The organism is Natrinema thermotolerans, assembly GCF_031165565.1.
GTDB classification, from domain to species: Archaea; Halobacteriota; Halobacteria; order Halobacteriales; family Natrialbaceae; genus Natrinema; species Natrinema thermotolerans.
In genome coordinates, this window is record NZ_CP101873.1 from 3,419,267 (window position 1) to 3,437,071 (window position 17,805).

The 17,805-nt window shown below is 65.3% G+C and carries 19 protein-coding genes; 6 read left to right on the forward strand and 13 right to left on the reverse strand.

All coding sequences use genetic code 11. The annotated features are described in order from the left end of the window. Positions 1 to 315: 315 nt before the first annotated feature. A complete protein-coding gene (locus tag NP511_RS17535; RefSeq protein WP_049966487.1) occupies positions 316 to 1,161 on the forward strand; it encodes a universal stress protein in 846 nt (281 codons plus the stop codon). A 267-nt stretch (positions 1,162 to 1,428) separates the two neighbouring features. On the opposite strand, the gene NP511_RS17540 is transcribed toward NP511_RS17535, so the two are convergent. The 4 genes from NP511_RS17540 to NP511_RS17555 are packed head-to-tail and all read right to left on the reverse strand — an operon-like array spanning position 1,429 to position 3,791. Continuing rightward, entirely contained in the window at positions 1,429 to 2,052 is a 624-nt protein-coding gene (locus NP511_RS17540) for a helical membrane plugin domain-containing protein (protein WP_049966488.1), read from the reverse strand. Beyond that, positions 2,053 to 3,195, reverse strand: coding sequence for an NAD(P)/FAD-dependent oxidoreductase (locus NP511_RS17545; protein WP_049966489.1), 1,143 nt, complete (start codon positions 3,193 to 3,195; stop codon positions 2,053 to 2,055). Position 3,196: 1 nt separating this feature from the next. Beyond that, positions 3,197 to 3,436, reverse strand: a complete 240-nt coding sequence (locus NP511_RS17550; RefSeq protein ID WP_006650532.1) for a sulfurtransferase TusA family protein — start codon at positions 3,434 to 3,436, stop codon at positions 3,197 to 3,199. A gap of 4 nt (positions 3,437 to 3,440) precedes the next feature. Then, positions 3,441 to 3,791, reverse strand: coding sequence for an SHOCT domain-containing protein (locus NP511_RS17555; RefSeq protein ID WP_006650533.1), 351 nt, complete (start codon positions 3,789 to 3,791; stop codon positions 3,441 to 3,443). A gap of 337 nt (positions 3,792 to 4,128) precedes the next feature. On the opposite strand from NP511_RS17555, the gene NP511_RS17560 reads away from it, so the two are divergent. Next, entirely contained in the window at positions 4,129 to 4,569 is a 441-nt protein-coding gene (locus NP511_RS17560; protein ID WP_049966490.1) for a thioredoxin family protein, read from the forward strand. A 131-nt stretch (positions 4,570 to 4,700) separates the two neighbouring features. Here the strand turns inward: NP511_RS17560 and NP511_RS17565 are convergent, their stop codons facing one another. The 6 genes from NP511_RS17565 to NP511_RS17590 all read right to left on the reverse strand — a co-directional run bounded on the left by NP511_RS17565 (position 4,701) and on the right by NP511_RS17590 (position 10,423). After that, the gene (locus tag NP511_RS17565; protein ID WP_006650535.1) at positions 4,701 to 6,098 is read right to left on the reverse strand and encodes a sodium-dependent transporter; all 1,398 of its coding nucleotides are present in this window, start codon (positions 6,096 to 6,098) and stop codon (positions 4,701 to 4,703) included. Positions 6,099 to 6,289: 191 nt separating this feature from the next. Beyond that, positions 6,290 to 6,772: a cupin domain-containing protein gene (locus NP511_RS17570; RefSeq protein WP_049966491.1), complete on the reverse strand. Its 483-nt coding sequence runs from the start codon at positions 6,770 to 6,772 to the stop codon at positions 6,290 to 6,292. 159 nt (positions 6,773 to 6,931) lie between these two features. Then, a complete protein-coding gene (locus NP511_RS17575; RefSeq protein WP_049966492.1) occupies positions 6,932 to 8,104 on the reverse strand; it encodes an inorganic phosphate transporter in 1,173 nt (390 codons plus the stop codon). Positions 8,105 to 8,157: 53 nt separating this feature from the next. Next, positions 8,158 to 8,619: a YeeE/YedE family protein gene (locus NP511_RS17580; protein ID WP_084158311.1), complete on the reverse strand. Its 462-nt coding sequence runs from the start codon at positions 8,617 to 8,619 to the stop codon at positions 8,158 to 8,160. A 46-nt stretch (positions 8,620 to 8,665) separates the two neighbouring features. Beyond that, positions 8,666 to 9,223: a YeeE/YedE family protein gene (locus tag NP511_RS17585; protein WP_006650539.1), complete on the reverse strand. Its 558-nt coding sequence runs from the start codon at positions 9,221 to 9,223 to the stop codon at positions 8,666 to 8,668. Positions 9,224 to 9,229: 6 nt separating this feature from the next. Next, a complete protein-coding gene (locus NP511_RS17590; RefSeq protein ID WP_006650540.1) occupies positions 9,230 to 10,423 on the reverse strand; it encodes an MBL fold metallo-hydrolase in 1,194 nt (397 codons plus the stop codon). A 246-nt stretch (positions 10,424 to 10,669) separates the two neighbouring features. On the opposite strand from NP511_RS17590, the gene NP511_RS17595 reads away from it, so the two are divergent. The 3 genes from NP511_RS17595 to NP511_RS17605 all read left to right on the forward strand — a co-directional run bounded on the left by NP511_RS17595 (position 10,670) and on the right by NP511_RS17605 (position 11,959). After that, on the forward strand, positions 10,670 to 10,915 hold the full coding sequence (locus tag NP511_RS17595) for a sulfurtransferase TusA family protein (RefSeq protein ID WP_006650541.1): 246 nt from the start codon (positions 10,670 to 10,672) through the stop codon (positions 10,913 to 10,915). 1 nt (position 10,916) lies between these two features. Next, positions 10,917 to 11,495, forward strand: coding sequence for a DsrE/DsrF/DrsH-like family protein (locus NP511_RS17600; protein ID WP_006650542.1), 579 nt, complete (start codon positions 10,917 to 10,919; stop codon positions 11,493 to 11,495). Positions 11,496 to 11,665: 170 nt separating this feature from the next. Next, complete coding sequence (locus NP511_RS17605; protein ID WP_015298865.1) at positions 11,666 to 11,959, forward strand: hypothetical protein; 294 nt, start codon at positions 11,666 to 11,668, stop codon at positions 11,957 to 11,959. A gap of 29 nt (positions 11,960 to 11,988) precedes the next feature. Here NP511_RS17605 and NP511_RS17610 read toward each other — a convergent pair whose 3' ends face one another. Beyond that, the gene (locus tag NP511_RS17610; protein WP_084158312.1) at positions 11,989 to 12,600 is read right to left on the reverse strand and encodes a hypothetical protein; all 612 of its coding nucleotides are present in this window, start codon (positions 12,598 to 12,600) and stop codon (positions 11,989 to 11,991) included. A gap of 193 nt (positions 12,601 to 12,793) precedes the next feature. Between NP511_RS17610 and NP511_RS17615 the strand changes: the two genes are divergently transcribed. Then, complete coding sequence (locus NP511_RS17615) at positions 12,794 to 13,861, forward strand: mRNA surveillance protein pelota (protein WP_006179398.1); 1,068 nt, start codon at positions 12,794 to 12,796, stop codon at positions 13,859 to 13,861. 25 nt (positions 13,862 to 13,886) lie between these two features. Here the strand turns inward: NP511_RS17615 and NP511_RS17620 are convergent, their stop codons facing one another. Both NP511_RS17620 and NP511_RS17625 read right to left on the reverse strand, forming a co-directional pair. After that, on the reverse strand, positions 13,887 to 14,639 hold the full coding sequence (locus NP511_RS17620; protein WP_006650544.1) for a TrmB family transcriptional regulator: 753 nt from the start codon (positions 14,637 to 14,639) through the stop codon (positions 13,887 to 13,889). After that, complete coding sequence (locus NP511_RS17625; RefSeq protein WP_049966494.1) at positions 14,636 to 17,632, reverse strand: MMPL family transporter; 2,997 nt, start codon at positions 17,630 to 17,632, stop codon at positions 14,636 to 14,638. Before NP511_RS17625 ends, NP511_RS17620 begins: the two co-directional genes overlap by 4 nt. Positions 17,633 to 17,805: the final 173 nt, after the last annotated feature.

Here is a 17,805-nt window from a genome sequence, read left to right on the forward strand (position 1 = left end):
CTCAGTACTGTCTACCCGGAGGACGACTATAACGCTTTTGGGAATTGCGCACAATATTACTGCGATCTATCTCACGGCTATCCTACGAAGATATGCGAATAACTTACGAGAATATACGGGTCGGGCCAGGACCCATCCGTGCGGTTCGCGCGCGGTCAAAACGATCGAATCGGGCGGTTCCATCGGTCACGCCCTCTGCGTCTGCTCGGTTGACACTTGCGGAGTTCGAGTCACTGTCCGCCCGTCCACGACCGCGTGGCCGACGCCGGTATTGGTAGCCGGAAACAATATAGTGTCGTCGGCCCTACGAGTAGTATGAAAGCGATCTGTGCGACCGACCTCTCCGCTGCCAGCGAGGCGACGATCGAGAGCGAGACCTGTCTCGAGTGTCTCGGCCGAATCGGCGTCGAGGAGATCCATCTCGTGACCGTGATTCCGTCGAACGTCCACGCGGGCATGCCCGGGATGAACTTCGAGAAACGCCGCGAACAGGCGCTCGAGCGCTACCGCCGCGTCGTCGAAGACGCGGGCTTCGATGTCGAGACGCACGTCGTCCGCGGGACGCCCCACCGACGAATCAACGGCATCGCCGAGGCCGTCGGTGCCAGCCTCACCGTCGTCGGCTCGCGCGGGAAGAGCCCGCTCGAGAACCGCGTCATTGGTTCGACCGCGCGCAACCTCGCGCGCACGACGGTCGTGCCGTTGCTGGTCAACCGGATCGAACGCGAGGCGGACGAGCCGGACGTCGTCCGCGAACACCTGTTCCGGCGGGTGCTGTACGCGACGGACTTCTCCGAGAACGCCGAGCGGGCCTTCGAGGCGTTCTCGTACCTCCGCCACGCGACCCAGGAGGCAACGCTGGTCCACGTCGAAACGCCGAAGGACCCGGGGCTTCCGGAGGACGACGATCCCGAAGCGCGACTAGCGGAGTTGGCGACGCGACTCGAGGACTGGGGGATCGAGACGCGAACCGTAGTCCGACGGGGCGATCCCGCCGACGAGATCCTCGCCGCGGAGGCCGAGTACGAGCCGACTACGACCCTCGTCGGCTCGCGCGGGCACAGCCGACTCCGCCGACTGTTGCTCGGGAGCGTCTCCGAAGACATCGTCGCACGGGCGGACGGGAACGTCATGCTGATCCCGCCGAACCGAGCGGCCTGACCGGCGATCCGAAACCGAGCCCGGCTTGCCATGCAGCGACACGAGTGCCGACGCGACCTCCGTCGCCGTTGCCTCGCGGGTACCGCCGTCGTCCCGTTCCTCGAGAGCGGTAGCGACGACGTCGAACCCGACAGCGACGGCAGACGGGCGAGTGACCGGTCGTCGGCTTCTCCCACTGCCAGGAGCCACACGTCCACGCCGACAGCGGCGACTCACGCCCGGTGAACGCGGACGGCCCGAATTCGCTGTGAGAGGCGGGGTGACCAGTTATCCCGTCGTTCGTCCCAGCGCTTTCGCGAGTGCGAGCAGAAAACCGATTCCGGCCTGAGTATCCGGATCGCGCAGCGCTTTGGCGACGCCGACCGGACCGACGGGGTCCGCAGGCTCGGCCCCGGCCTCGCCGACGGCCTCGAGCAGGTCCCCGAGCGTCCGAGCCACGTCGTCGTCAGCCGCCGTGTCGGCCACCTCACCGAGACGTGTTCCGGTCGCCGCGAGGTCCGTGACCATGTCGTCGTCCATCGCCGACGACGCGAGCGCGAACAGGTCCGTCATCGCCAGCAGATCGTCGAGCGTCCCCGACCGCTGGAGGCGAGCGAGCGTCTCGATCGCGTCAGCCAGGTCGTCGGCGTTCTCGCCGGTCGCCTCGCCGAGCCGCGCGGCCTCGGGCGTCGCCAGTTCGTCGGCTGCCGCACCGAGGTTCGTCGCCGTCCCGGCCACCTCCTCGACCATCCGGTCGTCCATCGCGGCGGTCGCGAGATCCGCCGTATCGAGCAGTTCGTTGACGACCCCGAGCCGCTCGATGAACCGGGCGACCTCGTCGGGGTTTTCGGCGACGAGGTCCTCGAGCGTCGGCTCCCCGGTGTCGGTGGTCTCGGTTGTGGATTCGGACATCTACAGCAACCCCCGTGCGGTGAGCCAGTAGGACTCGTTGTAGCCGAGCTTCGCCCAGTGGAGCGGTTTCGACGGTTCGCGGACGTACGGTTCTTCACCGTACTCGAACTCGATGAACGTCGCCTCGTCCATGCCGGCCTCGAGGAAGCAGACGGTCTTTCCATCGTAGGTCGCAGTCGGCGTTTCCCCGCGGGCGCGGCTGGCGATCCGATCGGCGACGGCGCCCGCCTCGTAGTGGGCGACGCTGCCGGCCTTGCTCGTGGGAACGTCCGCGACGTCACCGATCGCGTAGACGTCCTCGGCCTCGGTCGCCTCGAGCGTGTGCCTGTCGACGTCGACCCAGCCGTCCTCGCCCAGCCCCGCGTCGATCACGAGATCGCTGCCCCGGTGGGGTGGAATCGCCACGAGCAGGTCGTACTCGAGTTCGTCGCCTTCGACCGTCTCGATGACCTCCGCGTCGGGGTCGACCTCGTCGACGTTGAAGAACGTCTCGAGGGCGATGTCACGTTCCTCGAACAGGTCGGTCGCCCAGTCGGCGACCGACTCGAGGCCGTGGGCGCGGTTGATCGGGTACGTGTAGGTGATCTCGATGTCCTCGCGCCGGCCACGCTCGCGGAGCCAGTCGTCGACCATCAGCGGGAACTCCACGGGCGCGGCCGGACACATGTGTGGGACGCCGACGACGCTCAACACGAGGTGGCCCTCGGTGAACTCGGCGAGTTCGTCTCGGAGTCGCGTTGCGCCGTCGGGGCCGTAGAAGTGATGGCCGCCCTCGGCGAGTCCGGGGACGGCCTCGGGCTCGAGGTTCGCGCCGGTCGCTAGCACGAGCTGGTCGTAGTGCAGTCGCGTCGTCCTGTCGGCCAGCGACAGGCGGTTCCGGTCGGTATCGACGTCGACGACTTCGTCGATCGTGATCGAAACCCGGGCGTCGACCAGTTCCTCGATCGGCCGTTTCGCGTCGTCGACCGTCTTCTTCCCGAAGGGCACGTACAGGAACGTCGGCTTGTAGACGTGGTTCGGATCGGCCGTGATCAGTCGGACCTCGACCGTGCCGGCCTCGATTTCGGACTGTAGCTCGTCCGCGAGTCGATTCGCGAGGACCGTTCCGCCCGTTCCGCCGCCGACGATAGCGATTCGGTGCATTTCAGTTGACCTCCAGGTAGATGCTCCAGTACTCGTCGCGCTCCTCGATCTCGAGTAAGTCGTGGCCGGCCTCCTCGAGCCACTCCGGAACGTCCGTCGTGGAGTTCCGTGCGGTGGTCTGGAGTTCGACCACGGTACCGGCGTCGAGTGTCTTCACCTTCCCGATGAGGTCCATCAGCGGGCCGGGACACGATGCGTCCTTCGAGTCGATCGTCACGTCCGGATCGTCTGTGTCAGTCATTGGTCTACGATTGCAGGTTGCGTCGTCGTCGTTCGAACTCGTCCGTCGAGAGTTCCCCGCGGGCGTAGCGCTCGCGGAGTTGCTCGAGCGCCCGGTCGGATCGGTCGGCGCGATCGATGCGGTCTCCCGGGCGTCGACTGCCGGCCCAGACGACCAGCAGTGCGAGCAGCCCGAGTAGCAGGACCGGCCAGCGGAACAGCCAGCCGCCGACCGCTCCCCAGCCGCCCATCGATCCACCGGCGCTACCGCCGTGGGGCTGGGCGGACGCCGTCGTGGCCGCGGCGACGAGGAAGACGACGCCGAGGGCCGTCGCTCGTCCCGCATACCGTTCGATCGCGTCGCGTGGGTCGGTCATCGTTCGATCACACTCGGAGAGAAGTATTGTATAGTAATGGCATTATTGAGAAAGCCACCTGTTCAGGAATCAGCAGTGGATATATATGTGACGACCGTCCTCGTCCGGTTTCTCGGTCGTCGGCCCGAACCCTGCGATCTCCAGAGAGCGATAGAAACGGATCCTTCCCCCGAAAATCCGCTCCGAAGGTGTTCTACCCATTCGACTCGGTGCGACTGCCGCGACCGTCGATCGGTCGGTCACGTCGTCCGCGAAGAGCGGTTTCGGCCGTTTCGTCGAGCCAATATTGCTCTAGAAGTACAAAATCATTATAATCGTGGAGTCCTACTGGTAGCCGATGAGCGAGTCCATCGACGACGAACGACAACGGATCCGCGAGCGGAAGAAACAGGAGTTGCGGGAACGCCTCGAGAACGGTGAGAGCCTCGACGCGGCCGACGCCGGCGAGGGTGTCGACACGCCCGACGAGCCGATCGCGATCACGGGCCAGGGTCACCTCGACGAAGTCGTCGAGGAGTACGATGTCGTCCTCGTGGACTGTTATGCCGACTGGTGTGGTCCCTGTCAGATGCTGGAGCCGACGATCGAGGCCCTCGCAGCCGAGACTGACGCCGCGGTCGCGAAAGTCGACGTCGACGCGCACCAGCGGATCGCCCAGCAGCTGGGCGCTCGCGGCGTGCCGACGCTCGTCCTCTACGCCGACGGCCAGCCGGTCGAACGCATGGTCGGCGCACAGGACCGCGGGACGCTCGAGGGGCTGATCGCACAACACGCGTAGCGACCCAGCAGCAGCGACCCAGCAGCAGCGACCCAGCAGCAGCGACCCAGCAGTCGTCCTGACTGTTCGAACAGTGTCTCTCCTCGTTCGTGAACACCGAGCGACGGCAGCTCGAATCCCGGTGGGCCGTGTCAGTCACCAGTGGCGCTTGCGACGGCGATCCGGCAGACGATCGTCCCGGTGATAGCGACGACGGCGCGCCCATTCAGCCCCAGTGAGATGCCGGCAAGAGACGTGAACGTACTCAGCAACGAAAACAGAACGACGACGGGTAGTACCCAGCTGACGGTCATTACCCACGGCGTGGCCAGCGCGTCCAAGCGGCCGGCACCAGCGCTGAACTCCTCGATTGCCTCCGTCCGCAGGATCCACCCGGCGATCGCGAGAAACGCGAACAGCCCGACCGACAGCATGATATCGACGAGCGGTCCGGAGACGAACCGGAAGACCGAACTCGCGAGTGCCAGTCCGCCACCGGTCACTGCGATCAGGAGCGAGACTCCCACTGTCGCCCGTCGGCGCGAGACGCCGTACTCGTCGACAAGTGTTGCAACAGGTGTCTCGAGGAGGCTGATGCCACTGGTCACGGCGGCCAGCAACACGGTTGCGAAGAAGACCGTCGCGACGACGGCACCGCCCGGCAGCGAGCCGAACACCGATGCGAGCGCGACGAATAGCGCCCCCGGACCGCCCTGTCCCGGATCGATACCCTGTGAGAACAGCAGCGGGATCACGATCAGTCCGGCGAGTACCCCGATGACCGTATTCGAAATCGCGATGACGAGCGTGGCACGCGGAAGCGACGCATCGTCCTCGAGGTAGGACGCATAGGTAAGCATCGCACCGGCGCCGAGCGAGAGCGTGAACAGCGCTTGTCCCGCCGCCGGGCCGAGAATACTCACGAAGTTTGCAGCGAGGTACTCGCCGTCGAAGCCGAGATAGAACGCGTAACCGGCGGCAGTATCCGGCTGCGTCATCGTCCACGCCGCGAGACCGATAAGGAGTACCACGACGGCCGGGAGCATGACCTTCGAGACCCGTTCGATGCCGCGGCTCACACCGAAGAAGACGATCGCGGCGATGATAGCGAGAAAGGCCAGATGGAACCCCACTGCCTGCAGGCCGTAACTCATCTGCCCGAAGTACTGCGCTGGCTGGCCGAAATACGCACCAACCGGCGAAACCAGCGTATAGCGGAGGATCCAGCCGCCAACGACCGAGTAGAAAGAGAGCATCACGATCGTCGTGACCACGTTAAACGACCCCAGCGCCGGTCCCTCGGGGGAACCGATGAGCGAGCGAAGGGCCCCGGTCGGCGTCTGTTTTCCGCGTCGCCCCAGCACGAATTCGGCAAGGAGGCCCGGTACACCGACGCCGATGATCAGCAGTAGATACATCACGAGGAACGCACTCCCACCGTTCTCGGCCGTCAGCCACGGGAACCGCCAGATGTTCCCGAGTCCGGCGGCGCTGCCGACCGCAGCGAGAACGAACCCCAGATTCGAAACCCACGAGTCACGAGTAGCCATCAGTGTGGACGCTCGTTAAGGGAGAGGTAAGTCGGTATTGATTCGGCCGGTTACACGCTGTTCGCCGTCCACGACCTCCCACGCTGGATCCGGACGCGGTAGTGCCGAGCCGACGCCAGTACTATCGTCGCTCTTGAAAGTCACTGCACACCCGATCGCAGGACAACGTTGCGACCGGTGTGGAAATCGTTTCAGGAGCTACTATCGACCTCGAGTTCGGTACCACAGTCCGGGCATTCCATCGCCTGCTCCCCGTCGACCATCGTGAACTCCATGTACTCGCTTTCGCCACAGTCCCGACACGGCACTGCGACTCGGATGTCGGTCGACTCCTGTGGCGTGCCGAGCGCGAGCGCCCGGAGGGGCTCGTCGGCTTCGTTTCGCCCCTGCTGGTACTCCCCCGCATCGAACCGGATCATCTCGCCCTCGCTGACCGTGACGGTTTCGCTAGCCGCCCCTAGCTCCGGTTTCGTCTCGAACGTGGCCTCCCCCTCGAGGACGAAAAACGTCTCCTCTTGGTCGAGATGTGTATGGAGGCTGCCGGCAAACTCCTCGCCCGGCTCGAGTGCGTAGTAGTTCATCGAGAAATCCGTGGCGTCGAGCGGGTCCGATACGCTTCGTCGCTTCTGGCCTCCCGATTCCGGCGTCATGTCGTCGAGATTTATTTTCTGCATGCAACCATGGATAGCAATCTCGAGGACGAAAAGGATACTGCGACTCGCAAGCGGTACCCGGTGTCCGTCACCTCTCGAGAACGCATGGACGACCGCGACAGCGACCGGGAACTGACCGAAACGGGCCAACTCGAGGAGCCGACCGCGTCTGCCCGCGACTCAGAGTTCCAACAGCAGCATCGCGCCGTAGCCGAGTCCGAACGCGAGTCCGAACGACCCGACCCACGCGGCGACGGTGAGTCCCAGCTTACGGGGACTGACACCGTCCCCACCGGTGACCGCGAGTCCGCTACCGATGATGGCGCTGACGATGATCTCGTTGAACGAGACCGGGACCCCCAACAGGACCGCGGTCTGTGCGATGAGAAACGACGGGACGAGCGTCGAGATCGATCGGCGCGGCCCCAGCGACGCGTACTCCTGCGAGATCGACTTGATCATGCGGGGTGCGCTCGTCCAGGAGCCGACGAGGATCCCGACCCCGCCGCCGAGCAACACCACCAGCGGCGAGACTGACGGCACGGCCTCGAGGAGCGGGAACAACGGACCGACCGCCAGCCCGACCTGACTCGCGCCCGCCGAGAACGCCACGAGCGAACCGAGCGCGAGCAGGAACCGACGCAGACCGCCGGCCTGATCGCGACCGACGTCCCAGCGAACGACGGCCGCGGCGATCGCTCCGAAGCCGAGCGAGATCGCGGTCGCGGTGGCGACGCCGTCGACGGGAACCAGCGTGGCCCCGGCGGCGGCGAGCGTCCCCCCGACCGACGAGAGAAACGAGAACTCGAGGTTCGCGACGACCGTGCCGACGATCCCGGCGAGGATCGGGACGCTGACGTCCTCCGGGACGTCCGGTCGCGGGAGGATACTGGCGAGCCCATAGGCGATCCCGCCGCCGACGAACGGCGTGAGTAGCCAGACCGCGCCGATCTCGACGTACTTCCCCCAGGCCGGATCGCCGCCGAGCGCGAAGCCGACGCCGATGACCGAGCCGGTCACGGTGAACGCGGTCGCGATCGGGTAGCCGGTGGAGATGCCGATCGCCATCAGGCCGGCGCCGAGCAGCAACACGACGATGACGCCGGTGGTCGGGAGCGTGACGCCCTCGACGAGGCCGCTCCCGACGGCTTCCGAGACGCTCGCGCCTTGTGTCACCGCGCCGGCGAACCCGAGGATACCGACGAGAAACGCCGCGCGCATCGTCGAGATGGCGTTCGCCCCGACGGCCGGGGCAAACGGCGTCGCGCCGCTCGAGCCGGCGCCGATCACCCAGGCCATAAACAGGCTCGCGAGCGCGGCGGCTGCAAACAGTAGTATCGTTCCTGGATCCATTAGTGTATGAACCGCCTGTCTTTCAGGTTGTGAAACACGAGCTGTGAACGGCGTTAGTCGGCACCTGCCGGGGCTGTGTCGGCCGCGGCGCGCTTGCTTCGCCAGGCTCCCTGCAGGTACGCGCCGGCGAACATGCCGGCGAGCGCCCACAGGATGGAGACGTTGCCGACGCCGAGGCTGGCGTAGGCGGCACCGGGACAGATGCCCGAGAGGCCCCAGCCGACGCCGAAGATCGCCCCGCCGATCAGGACGTTCCGGTCGAAGGGCTTCAGCCGGCGTTCGTATCGATCGCCGGTCAGCGGCGCGCTATCGCGGAGTCGGGGCATCACGGCGAACGCGACCCCCGAGACGATCGCCGCGCCGAACATCACGAACAGCAGTCCGAAGTCCTCGAACTGCAGGAAGTTCAGCACGACCTCCGGACGCGCCATCTGGCTGAACCCGAGCCCGAACCCGAAGATCAGGCCGCCGACGAGGATCAGCGGCATGAACAGGGGATGGCGATCGCCGCTCACGGGCCGTCACCTCCCTGCTCGCCAACTCGAGCGGTGACCGTCTCGCTCATGGCGACACCCCCAGTGCCGAAACGACCTGTGCGGTCACGATCGCGACCGTCAGGAACGTCGCCACGCCGACCAGCGACGTCTTCGACGCCGAACCGACGCCACAGACGCCGTGACCGGACGTACACCCTTTGCCGATTCGGGTGCCGATCCCGACGAACACGCCGCCGACCAGCAGTCGCCAGGGCTGTACGTCGGTCGACCAGAGCGTCACGCCGCCGACCTCGTACAGTTCGCCGGTGGTCCCGGGCTCGTAGAGCGAGGTCGTCAACACGCCCGACTGGACCGTCGCCGCGAACGCGAACGCACCCAGGATGATACCGAGCGTGAACACGACCCGCCAGTCTCGCGACGAGACGTACTGCTGGAACCGGGACTGCCCCGAGACGTACGACAGCGTCGACTCGAGGAACGTACTCGCCCCGGCCGGGATACCGGTCCCGACGTAGATCACGACCGTGCCGAGACCGACGAGCAGTCCGCCGATGGCGTACCGGCTGATCCCGTTGGGGAACAGCTCGGCGGTCAGTTGGAGCGCGATTGGATCAGCTACCATGTGGCGTTAGTCACCGGCGAGCGACTCCTGGCTCGCCGCGCAGTTGTTCGGGCCGAGTTCGAGTTCGAACGCCTCCTCGTCGTCGGCCGCTTGCTGCCCGAGGTTCGTCGCGATGATGGCCTCGTAGTTGGCCGGTCGGGGCGGCATGTCCGAGAGGATCAGCTCGACGAACTCGTCCTCGTCCATCGTCAGGGCGTCCATCTCCTCGACGAGGTCGCCGATCGGCGCGGTGTAGGTGCCGTCGGCGGCCGGGACGGCGGAATCGCTGAAGTGAGCGCCGCCGATCAGGGTCTCGTCGGGCAGGGTGAGGACCCGCTCCTGGAGCGACTCGTAGAGGGTTCGGGCCGCGTCGGGGGCCCCGTCGTCGCCCTCCTCGAGGTCGGGGCGGGCGACGCTCTCGATGAACAGCCCGTCGCCGGTCGCGAGCAGGCTCGCATCGAGCAGGTACGAGGTCATCCCGGTCGTGTGGCCGGGCGTCGCGATCGTCTCGATGGTGGCGTCGCCGACCTGGAACTGGTCGCCGTCCTCGGCCTGGGTCAGCTCGTCGGCGTAGGTGACCCCGCGGTCGACCGCCGCTGCGGGGATGACGCCCTCGACCCCGTCGTCGTCGAGGTCGCGGACGCCAGAGATGTGGTCGGCGTGGATGTGCGTATCGAGTGCGTACTGCAGGTCGACGCCCAGCTCCTCGGCATCCGCGAGGTAGCGATCGGTAAACGCCCGCAGCGGATCGACGACGGCGGCCTCACCGCCGTCGACGAGCAGGTACCCGAGACAGCCCGAGGAGGGGCGCTGGTACTGGTAGAGCGTCCCCGAGCCGTCGTAGCCGGTAACCTCGACGCGCTCGTAGATGCGCGCCCAGCCGTTCATCCCGTCCTCGAGGTGATTGACATCGTACCCGCGGTCCGCGAGCGTGCCTGCGACGAACTCGCTGGCACCACCCTTGGCACAGAGGACGGTTACCTCGCGGTCCTGGGGGATTCGTGCAAGGACGTCGTCGTCGATTTCGTCCTCGAGGAACTCGAAGTACGGGACGTTGATCGACTCGACGGTCTCGCCGTCGACGTGCCACTCGTCGTAGTCCGATTCCATACGCGCATCGAGGAGCGTGACGTCTTCGCCCGCGTCGATGCGGCTCTTCAGCGTGTCCGGCGTGATCGTTTCGACTTCTGCGTCCGGGGTCGGGAAGTCTTCTGGGTTCATTGTCGTACATCCCTCTGTATTGGCTGGTCGCATAAAAGGATTTGCATAGTAGTTCCTCCATCGCACAATATAGTGCCGGTAGGATATGAGAGTAACCACCTTAAGAGACCATAAACGCAACCTAGATGGTTGTATTGCGCCTGTGCGGGGGACCGGTTGTTTGTGTATTCTACAATAACCGACATCCTTTTAACCTCGTGGCCAATATTGTGTAGTAGCTCCAATACAGATACGGAGTATCCAACTATGAGTGACGAATTCGACATCACGGAGACGCTCGACGTCAAAGGTGCATCGTGTCCCATGCCAGTCGTCAAGACCAAGTCCGCCATCGACGACCTCGACGAGGACGACGTCCTCGAGGTCGTAGCGACGGACTCGGGTAGTATGAGCGACATCGACGGCTGGGCGACCGGGACCGATGGCGTCGAACTCCTCGAGCAGGTCGAGGACGGCGACGTCTACAAACACTACGTGCAGAAGACGGCGTAAGATGAGTACGGACACACCGTCGGCGACGGACGGCGAGCCGATGACCGAGGAGGAGCTGCGGACACAGGTCGCGGAACTCGAGGAGAAAGTCGCCGCGCTCGAGACGGCGGTCGGCGACGATCAGCAGAAGATGACCATCGTCGCCACGCAGGGCAGTTTCGACATGGCGTATCCGCCGCTGATCCTCGCGAGTACGGCGGCCGCCTTCGGCTGGGACGTCGTCGTTTTCCACACGTTCTGGGGGCTCGACATCCTCCACGAGGAGAAGTCGAAGGACCTCAAGCTGAGTGCCGTCGGCAACCCGAGCATGCCGGTCCCGAACGCCGTCGCTGCGCTGCCCGGGATGGACATGATGGCCACGAAGATGATGCAAAAGAAGATCGACGAGAACGGGACCGCCACCATCGAGGAGTTGATCGATCTCTCACTCGAAAGCGGCGTCGACCTGCAGGCCTGCCAGATGACGATCGAGTTGATGGACTACGACGAGGACGACTTCTACGACGGCGTCACGACGGGTGTGGGTGCAGCCACTGCGTTGCAACACATGGCCGAATCCGACATCCAGCTCCTCGTCTGATCGCTGACCGACACCGAGTCTACGTTTTCGAAGCCGTGCCTTCCGTCCTCGAAGCGAGCGCCATCGGGGCAGCCACGGGTCCCGCCGTCAGCTACGGGCCACCCTCCCGCTGGCCGGTGGCTGCATCTGCCGGCCCCACGACTACACCGCGGTTCGTGGACGCGACCACCATGGTCGATATCGATACCGACACCGATTCGGACCCCGAACTCGGGACCGCGACGATCGTCTACGAGACGCCCGGCGAGACCGACGAACGGGCCACGGTCGACAACGACCGCATCGCTTACTTCCAGGATCACTGGCTGTTCGCGTACGGGACCGACGACGACGGCAACGACGTCGTTCGCCGGGTCCCCAAAGAGCGTGTCCACTACGTCGAACGATCCGTCGAGGAGATCGAGGCGACCTTCGAGTCCGGCCTCGAGAAGGCCAAAGGAAAACTCGAATCGCTTCGGGACTGATGAACCCGCTCTGGCAGTGTCGTCCGCGTCTACCGGTACTCCGAGGCCGGTTCGTCCACGTGTGATTCCCGGATCGAGATCCTGATGTCGGAGCCATCCTCGAGTTCGCCCGACGATCGGTCGGTACCTCCGGGTTCGGACGAGTCGCGCTCGACGGTCCGCATCCGTTCGCGTTCGGACGCGTCGTACGCCGAACTCATCGCGATCAGGAACCCGACCATCGCCGTCACGAGCGCCACGACGCCGATTGCGACGGCACCGATCGAGGCCACGGTACCGGAGAGGACTTCCCCGGAGACCAGAAGCGAGACGGCCGTCACGACCGCGATCAGGGTCAGGAGCCGGGCGAGTCGGCCAGTGTCGAGCCCTCGGTAGCTCTTCTCACCGGTCGTGTCGGCCAATACCGAGAGGATCCCGTCGTAGGAGTCGTCGGTGCGGGCGTTCCCCAGCGAGTGGGTCGACTGTGCGACCCAGACGCCGGCGGTGAAGTTCAGGAACGCGACGAACGACACGAGTCCGATCTGGCCGTCGATGAACAGTCCCGACACGATCGCCCCCGCAAACGTCGTCGCCATGATGGCGTGAGTCACTAACGACCGTGTTCCGAAGTCTTCCAACCGAGCCATGTGTCCCAGGTTCATACGTGAACGAGGACCGCAGCGCGGATAGCCTCGCGCCCTTACTATGTTGAATGATGACAATTAACACGAAAGTCTCTGCCGACTGATACGACCGTCGATTCCCGCGTCGCGGCGGCTCGCGGGCGGTCCGGGACGAGAACCGCCGGACGACCCGATCGCAGTCCACTTACCGCCACCCCGCGAACGACCGGCCATGCAGATCAAAGACCGGGAGCAGGTCGAAGGCGGCCGCGAACGGGTCACGGTCGTCCCCGAGAGTGTCGACGACCTCTGGCACCTGCAGTACGTCTTAGAGCCCGGCGACCGCGTCGCGGGCGATACGACCCGGCGGATCCAGCGCAACGACGACCAGATGCGCGATACCGGCGGCGAGCGCGAACACATGTGGGTCGCCATCGCCGTCGAGGACGTCGAGTTCCACAAGTTCGCCAACCGACTGCGCGTCGGCGGCGAGATCGTCGCCTGCTCGCGCGAGGACCAGCTGAACTTCCATCACACCCTCAACGTCGAACCACGCGACGAACTCTCGATCGAGAAGCGGTTCAAACCCGACCAGGAGGCCCGCCTCGAGGAGGCCGAAGAGGCGACCGAAAACCCCGACGTGGCCATCGCGACCGTCGAGGAAGGACAGGCCCACGTCCACACGGTCGCCCAGTACGGTACGGAAGAGCGGGCGACGATCACCGGCACGACCGGCAAGGGCGAGTACGCCCGCGGGCGCTCGGAGTTGTTCGAAGAACTCGGCGAGGTTCTCAAACGGCAGGACGTCGACGCGATCATCCTCGCCGGCCCCGGCTTCACGAAACAGGACGCCTACAAGCATCTCGAGCAAAACGAGCCCGAGGTCGCCGAGACGGTCACGATGGTCGATACGGCCGCCGTCGGCGACCGTGGTGTCCACGAGGTACTCAAACGGGGCGCGGTCGCGGACGTCCAAGAGGAGACCCGCATCGAGAGCGAGGCCGAGTACATCGACGAACTCACGCGGCGCATCGCGGACGGTGCCAAGGCGGCCTACGGCCCCGAACAGGTCGAAAAAGCCGCCGAATTCGGCGCGATCGAACACCTGCTCGTCCTCGACGACCGCTTACAGAAAGAACGCGGTCCCGACGGCGAGTGGGCGATCAGCGTCGACGACGTCATCCGGACGACCGAGCAGAAAGGTGGCGAGGTGACGGTCTTCTCGAGCGAGTTCCCACCCGGCCAGCAGCTGTCGAACCTCGGTGGGATCGCCGCCCTGTTGCGGTATCGACTCGAGTGAGTCCGTCGGCTTCGCCAACGGGCGCTTAGTCGCCCCTGACCTCGTCGCTGGCTTCGATGAGTTGGATCAGCACCGAGGCGAACACCGACTCCGAACTCCAGATCGCCGTTTCGCCGCTCTCCCCGCCGAGGACGCTCAACAGGATGCTGTCGTCGTCAGCGACGGCGATACGGCCGGAGCGTTGATCGTCCCCCCGGTGGCTCGGTGGGGTGTCGACGACGATCCCCTCATGGTCGGCGAACCGCTCGTGGATCGCCGGCGTCCTGCTGACGATGACGACCGAGACGCCGGCCGCCGCCCGCTCGGAGAGGGTCCGTTCGATCGAGTCGGTCACCAGTTCCGAGAGGCGCGTCCCGAAGATGATCCGATCGTCGGCCTTCGAGACGAGTTCGATGATCCGGTCGGTAACGCGGTCGCGACCGCGGACCGTCCAGATGTCCTCCTGGGTTTCCTCACCCGAGGGTTCGTTCTTGACCGTTTCGACGTACTCGAAGGCCCGGTCCTGTTCGCGTTCGAACTGATTCCGGAGCGTCTCCCGGGCGGTGTCGACGCTCACCGGCCGGTACCGGATCGGGTTCGACTGCTGGACCTCGAGCAAACCCTTCGATTCCAAACTCTCGGCGACGCTGTAGACCTGCGACCGGGGGACGTCGGTGACGTCGGCGACATCGCGGGCGGTCCCCGCGCCGAGCCGGTGCAAGGCGATGAAGACCTTGGCCTCGTAGCTGGTCAGCCCCAGCGTTTCGAAGGCGTCGACGGCCGCGTTCTCGTCGCTCACTCGTTGCTCCCTCCGTCGTCGGTCGGTTCGCCGCCGTCACTGGCGGTCGGTGCGGAGCCGGTGGCGCCGGCCGTATCGAACGAGACGTCCGGGCCGAAGTACCGCGTCCACAACACGAGCAGCGACGGGAGGACGACGACGCTCGCGAGGAACGCGTACGTGATCGTCAGCCCGGTGATGATCCCGAACTGCTGGAGCGCGGGGAGGATCGCGAAGGCGAGCGTCCCGAACCCGCCGACGGTCGTCGCCGCGCTGCCGAGCAACGCGCCGCCGGTGCCGGTGACGGTCGTCCGCAGCGCCGACCAGACGTTGCCCTGGCGCTTGAGTTCGAGCCGGTAGCGTTCGCTGATGTGAATGCTGTAGGCGACGCCGAGTCCGACGGTGAGACTCGTGATCATCCCCGTGAGGACGTTGAAGGGCATCCCGATGAGATACATCGTGCCGAGGATCCAGGCCACGGAGAACGCGACCGGGAGCAGGGTGACCGCCCCCAGCGACGCGCTGTTGCCGGCCAGCCAGTAGGCGGCGGTGAGGAACAGGAACACCGCCACGAGCGTGATCAGCAGACTCTCGAGGACGGTATCGAGCAGGTCCTGTTCGACGATGTGGCTGACGACCGGATCGCCGGTCGCGATGGCGCTCCACTCGCCGTCGCCACGATCCTCGAGATCACCGGCGATGGCCCGCATCTCGTCGGTCGTCTCCGCGCTTGAGGCATTACCCTGAACGCCGACGATCAGCCGTGCGGACTCGTACTCGCCGCCGTCGGTCCGGTGGATGACCTGACTCGCGGCGTCTTCGTCGATCTCGAACAGCTGGTCGTACAGCGCCGAGACGTTCTCGTCGGGGACGCCGTCGCCGTCCGTATCGGCCGCGGTGAACGACTCGTTGAACGACTCGTTCTGGCCGGCGACTTGTTCCATCGTCGAGAGCGGGCCCTGGATGTCGGCGTCGCCGGTCGCGAGCGTGTAGGCGACGCCGCCTTCCGCGGCGGCCTCCTCCTGTGCCTGCGCGGTCGCGTTGAGGAACTCGTCGTCGGCGACGTCACCTTCGACGAGGATCTGTGCCTGACTGTTTTCCGGCTGGAAGTGTTCGTTGACGTACTCGAGGTTGTCCTTGGCGTGGTACTCGCCGGGAGCCATCCCGCCGGGGAGGTTCTGCGTCCACTCCGGCGGGCTGTCGGCGAGGAAGTCCTCCTGCTGGAAGCTGGTGTCGACCTGCGTCGCCCCGTAGGCGCCGCCGGCGGTGATCAGCGCGACGACCAGCAGGACGGCAAGCGGGAACCGACGGGCGGCGGTCGAGCCGACCGTCAGCACCTCGCTGAAACGGCCGCCACCGGTCCCGAAGGCCCGTTTGCGGCGGTCGAAGCCGCGGGATTCGAGGAACTCGTCGATCTCGACCTTGGCGGCGGGAATCAACGCGCCGAAGACGATCAGCGCGGCGACGATACCGACGGAGCTGACGACCCCGAACTCGCGGATGGGGCCGATCGGACTGACGAGGTTCGAGAGGAACCCAATGACGGTCGTGGCCGTCACCCAGACGAGGGCGGCGCCGACGCCGGCCAGCGCGACCGTCATCGAACCGCGGACGGTCCCCTCGGCGCCGTCGGCCTCGCGCTGTTCGCGGTGGCGCATGAAGACGTGGATCGCGTAGTCGATCGAGAGCCCGATCAGTAACACCGGGACCGCGACGAACATCTGGTTGAACGCGATATCGGCCCAGCCCATGAAGCCGAACGTCCAGACGAGGACGGCGACGATGCCGGCGACCCCGAGGACGATATCGAGCAGGTCGCGGTAGGCGACGAGCAAGGCGACCACGACGAACAACAGCGCGAGCGGGCCGACGATAGCGAGGCTGTCGCCCATCGAGCGGTCGATCTCGTCGGTGATGACACCGGCACCGAAGACGAGATAGTCCTGTTCGTGTGTCTCCGCGATATCGCGGATCTCGAGTTGGTTATCGAGGATCTCGTCGCTGATCATGCCGCCTTCGATCCCGCCCGCACTGCCACCCGCGGTCGACTGCGTGATCGCCGTCATTCGCGTTTCGGCCTGCGTCGAGCCGGGTTCGTACGACGACGGCATGAATCCGATCGCCAAGTTGTCCTCACTCTCGCCCGACAGCGTCGACTCGAGGGTTCGCTCGAACTCCTCGTCGTCGAGGCTCTCGAGGGCCTCGATCTGTTCCTCGAGCGGCGGTTGCTCGCTGCTCTGGAGGGCGGCGTACTCGGCCTCGAGGACGCCGACGGTTCCGTTCCGATACGCTTGCTGGCGTTGGGCCGAGAGTCGCTGGTACTCGGGATCTTCCGCCGGCTCGTCCGTCTGTGACCGAATCTCGTACTGCTGTGACTCGATCTCACGGACGTCCCGGACCGCAGCCTCGTACCGCGCGGTCTGGGTCTCGGTGAGGCCGACCGTCGCGTTCTCGACGGTCGCGTTGAGCTGGGCCTCGAGTTCGGCGGCCTGTCGCTGGTACTCCGGATCGGACTCGTTGTACGACTCGTTCAGTTGCTCGTACTGTCGCTGGATTCCGACGGTCGTGTTGAGTCCGTCGCTGAGCCGCGACCGCGTCGCGTTGAGTTCGGCCGCCTGTTCGTTTTTGATCACCGACGTCGCGATGACGTTCTCGACACCGACCATCGACTGGTTCTCGACCAGCGTCTCGTTGATCGACTCGTCATCGCGGATCTCCTGTTGTAACTCTAAAGAGTCGAGCAGCGACTCCTTCGTGAGAACGTTGTCATCCTCGCCACCCCGAACGATCAGTTGGACGGTAGTGGCGTTTTCCCGTTGCTCACTGGTGAAGTTCTCATCGATGCGCTCGAGGGCTTTCGCTTCGTCGGACTCGCTCTCGAACTGGGAGAGCGAAGAGTCGTCGTCGACCATCGGCATACCCGCGCCGACGAGCGCCGTCGCGAGCAGAAGGACGACGAGAACGATTCGCGTGTGGGACATGAGGGCGTCCGCGAGCCGATCGGGAAGGCTCATGCGGTCACCTCTCGGTTCGGCCGTGTGGATTCGCGTTGGACCATTCTGTTGTTATGATCCTACAAACGCGACTATACATATTTGTTTGGAAACGGGGTTTTAAAACAGATAAAACTCAATATGCCTGGTTGGAAATTTCAAAAAATACTTACAACGCTGACTTTCTTCAGCTC

Excerpts from the sequence above, each read along its gene's own strand:
- NP511_RS17535 (WP_049966487.1), top strand. The coding sequence starts at position 316 with ATGAAAGCGATCTGTGCGACCGACCTCTCCGCTGCCAGCGAGGCGACG.
- NP511_RS17540 (WP_049966488.1), bottom strand. The coding sequence starts at position 2,052 with ATGTCCGAATCCACAACCGAGACCACCGACACCGGGGAGCCGACGCTC.
- NP511_RS17545 (WP_049966489.1), bottom strand. The coding sequence starts at position 3,195 with ATGCACCGAATCGCTATCGTCGGCGGCGGAACGGGCGGAACGGTCCTC.
- NP511_RS17550 (WP_006650532.1), bottom strand. The coding sequence starts at position 3,436 with ATGACTGACACAGACGATCCGGACGTGACGATCGACTCGAAGGACGCA.
- NP511_RS17555 (WP_006650533.1), bottom strand. The coding sequence starts at position 3,791 with ATGACCGACCCACGCGACGCGATCGAACGGTATGCGGGACGAGCGACG.
- NP511_RS17560 (WP_049966490.1), top strand. The coding sequence starts at position 4,129 with ATGAGCGAGTCCATCGACGACGAACGACAACGGATCCGCGAGCGGAAG.
- NP511_RS17565 (WP_006650535.1), bottom strand. The coding sequence starts at position 6,098 with ATGGCTACTCGTGACTCGTGGGTTTCGAATCTGGGGTTCGTTCTCGCT.
- NP511_RS17570 (WP_049966491.1), bottom strand. The coding sequence starts at position 6,772 with ATGCAGAAAATAAATCTCGACGACATGACGCCGGAATCGGGAGGCCAG.
- NP511_RS17575 (WP_049966492.1), bottom strand. The coding sequence starts at position 8,104 with ATGGATCCAGGAACGATACTACTGTTTGCAGCCGCCGCGCTCGCGAGC.
- NP511_RS17585 (WP_006650539.1), bottom strand. The coding sequence starts at position 9,223 with ATGGTAGCTGATCCAATCGCGCTCCAACTGACCGCCGAGCTGTTCCCC.
- NP511_RS17590 (WP_006650540.1), bottom strand. The coding sequence starts at position 10,423 with ATGAACCCAGAAGACTTCCCGACCCCGGACGCAGAAGTCGAAACGATC.
- NP511_RS17595 (WP_006650541.1), top strand. The coding sequence starts at position 10,670 with ATGAGTGACGAATTCGACATCACGGAGACGCTCGACGTCAAAGGTGCA.
- NP511_RS17600 (WP_006650542.1), top strand. The coding sequence starts at position 10,917 with ATGAGTACGGACACACCGTCGGCGACGGACGGCGAGCCGATGACCGAG.
- NP511_RS17605 (WP_015298865.1), top strand. The coding sequence starts at position 11,666 with ATGGTCGATATCGATACCGACACCGATTCGGACCCCGAACTCGGGACC.
- NP511_RS17610 (WP_084158312.1), bottom strand. The coding sequence starts at position 12,600 with ATGAACCTGGGACACATGGCTCGGTTGGAAGACTTCGGAACACGGTCG.
- NP511_RS17615 (WP_006179398.1), top strand. The coding sequence starts at position 12,794 with ATGCAGATCAAAGACCGGGAGCAGGTCGAAGGCGGCCGCGAACGGGTC.
- NP511_RS17625 (WP_049966494.1), bottom strand. The coding sequence starts at position 17,632 with ATGAGCCTTCCCGATCGGCTCGCGGACGCCCTCATGTCCCACACGCGA.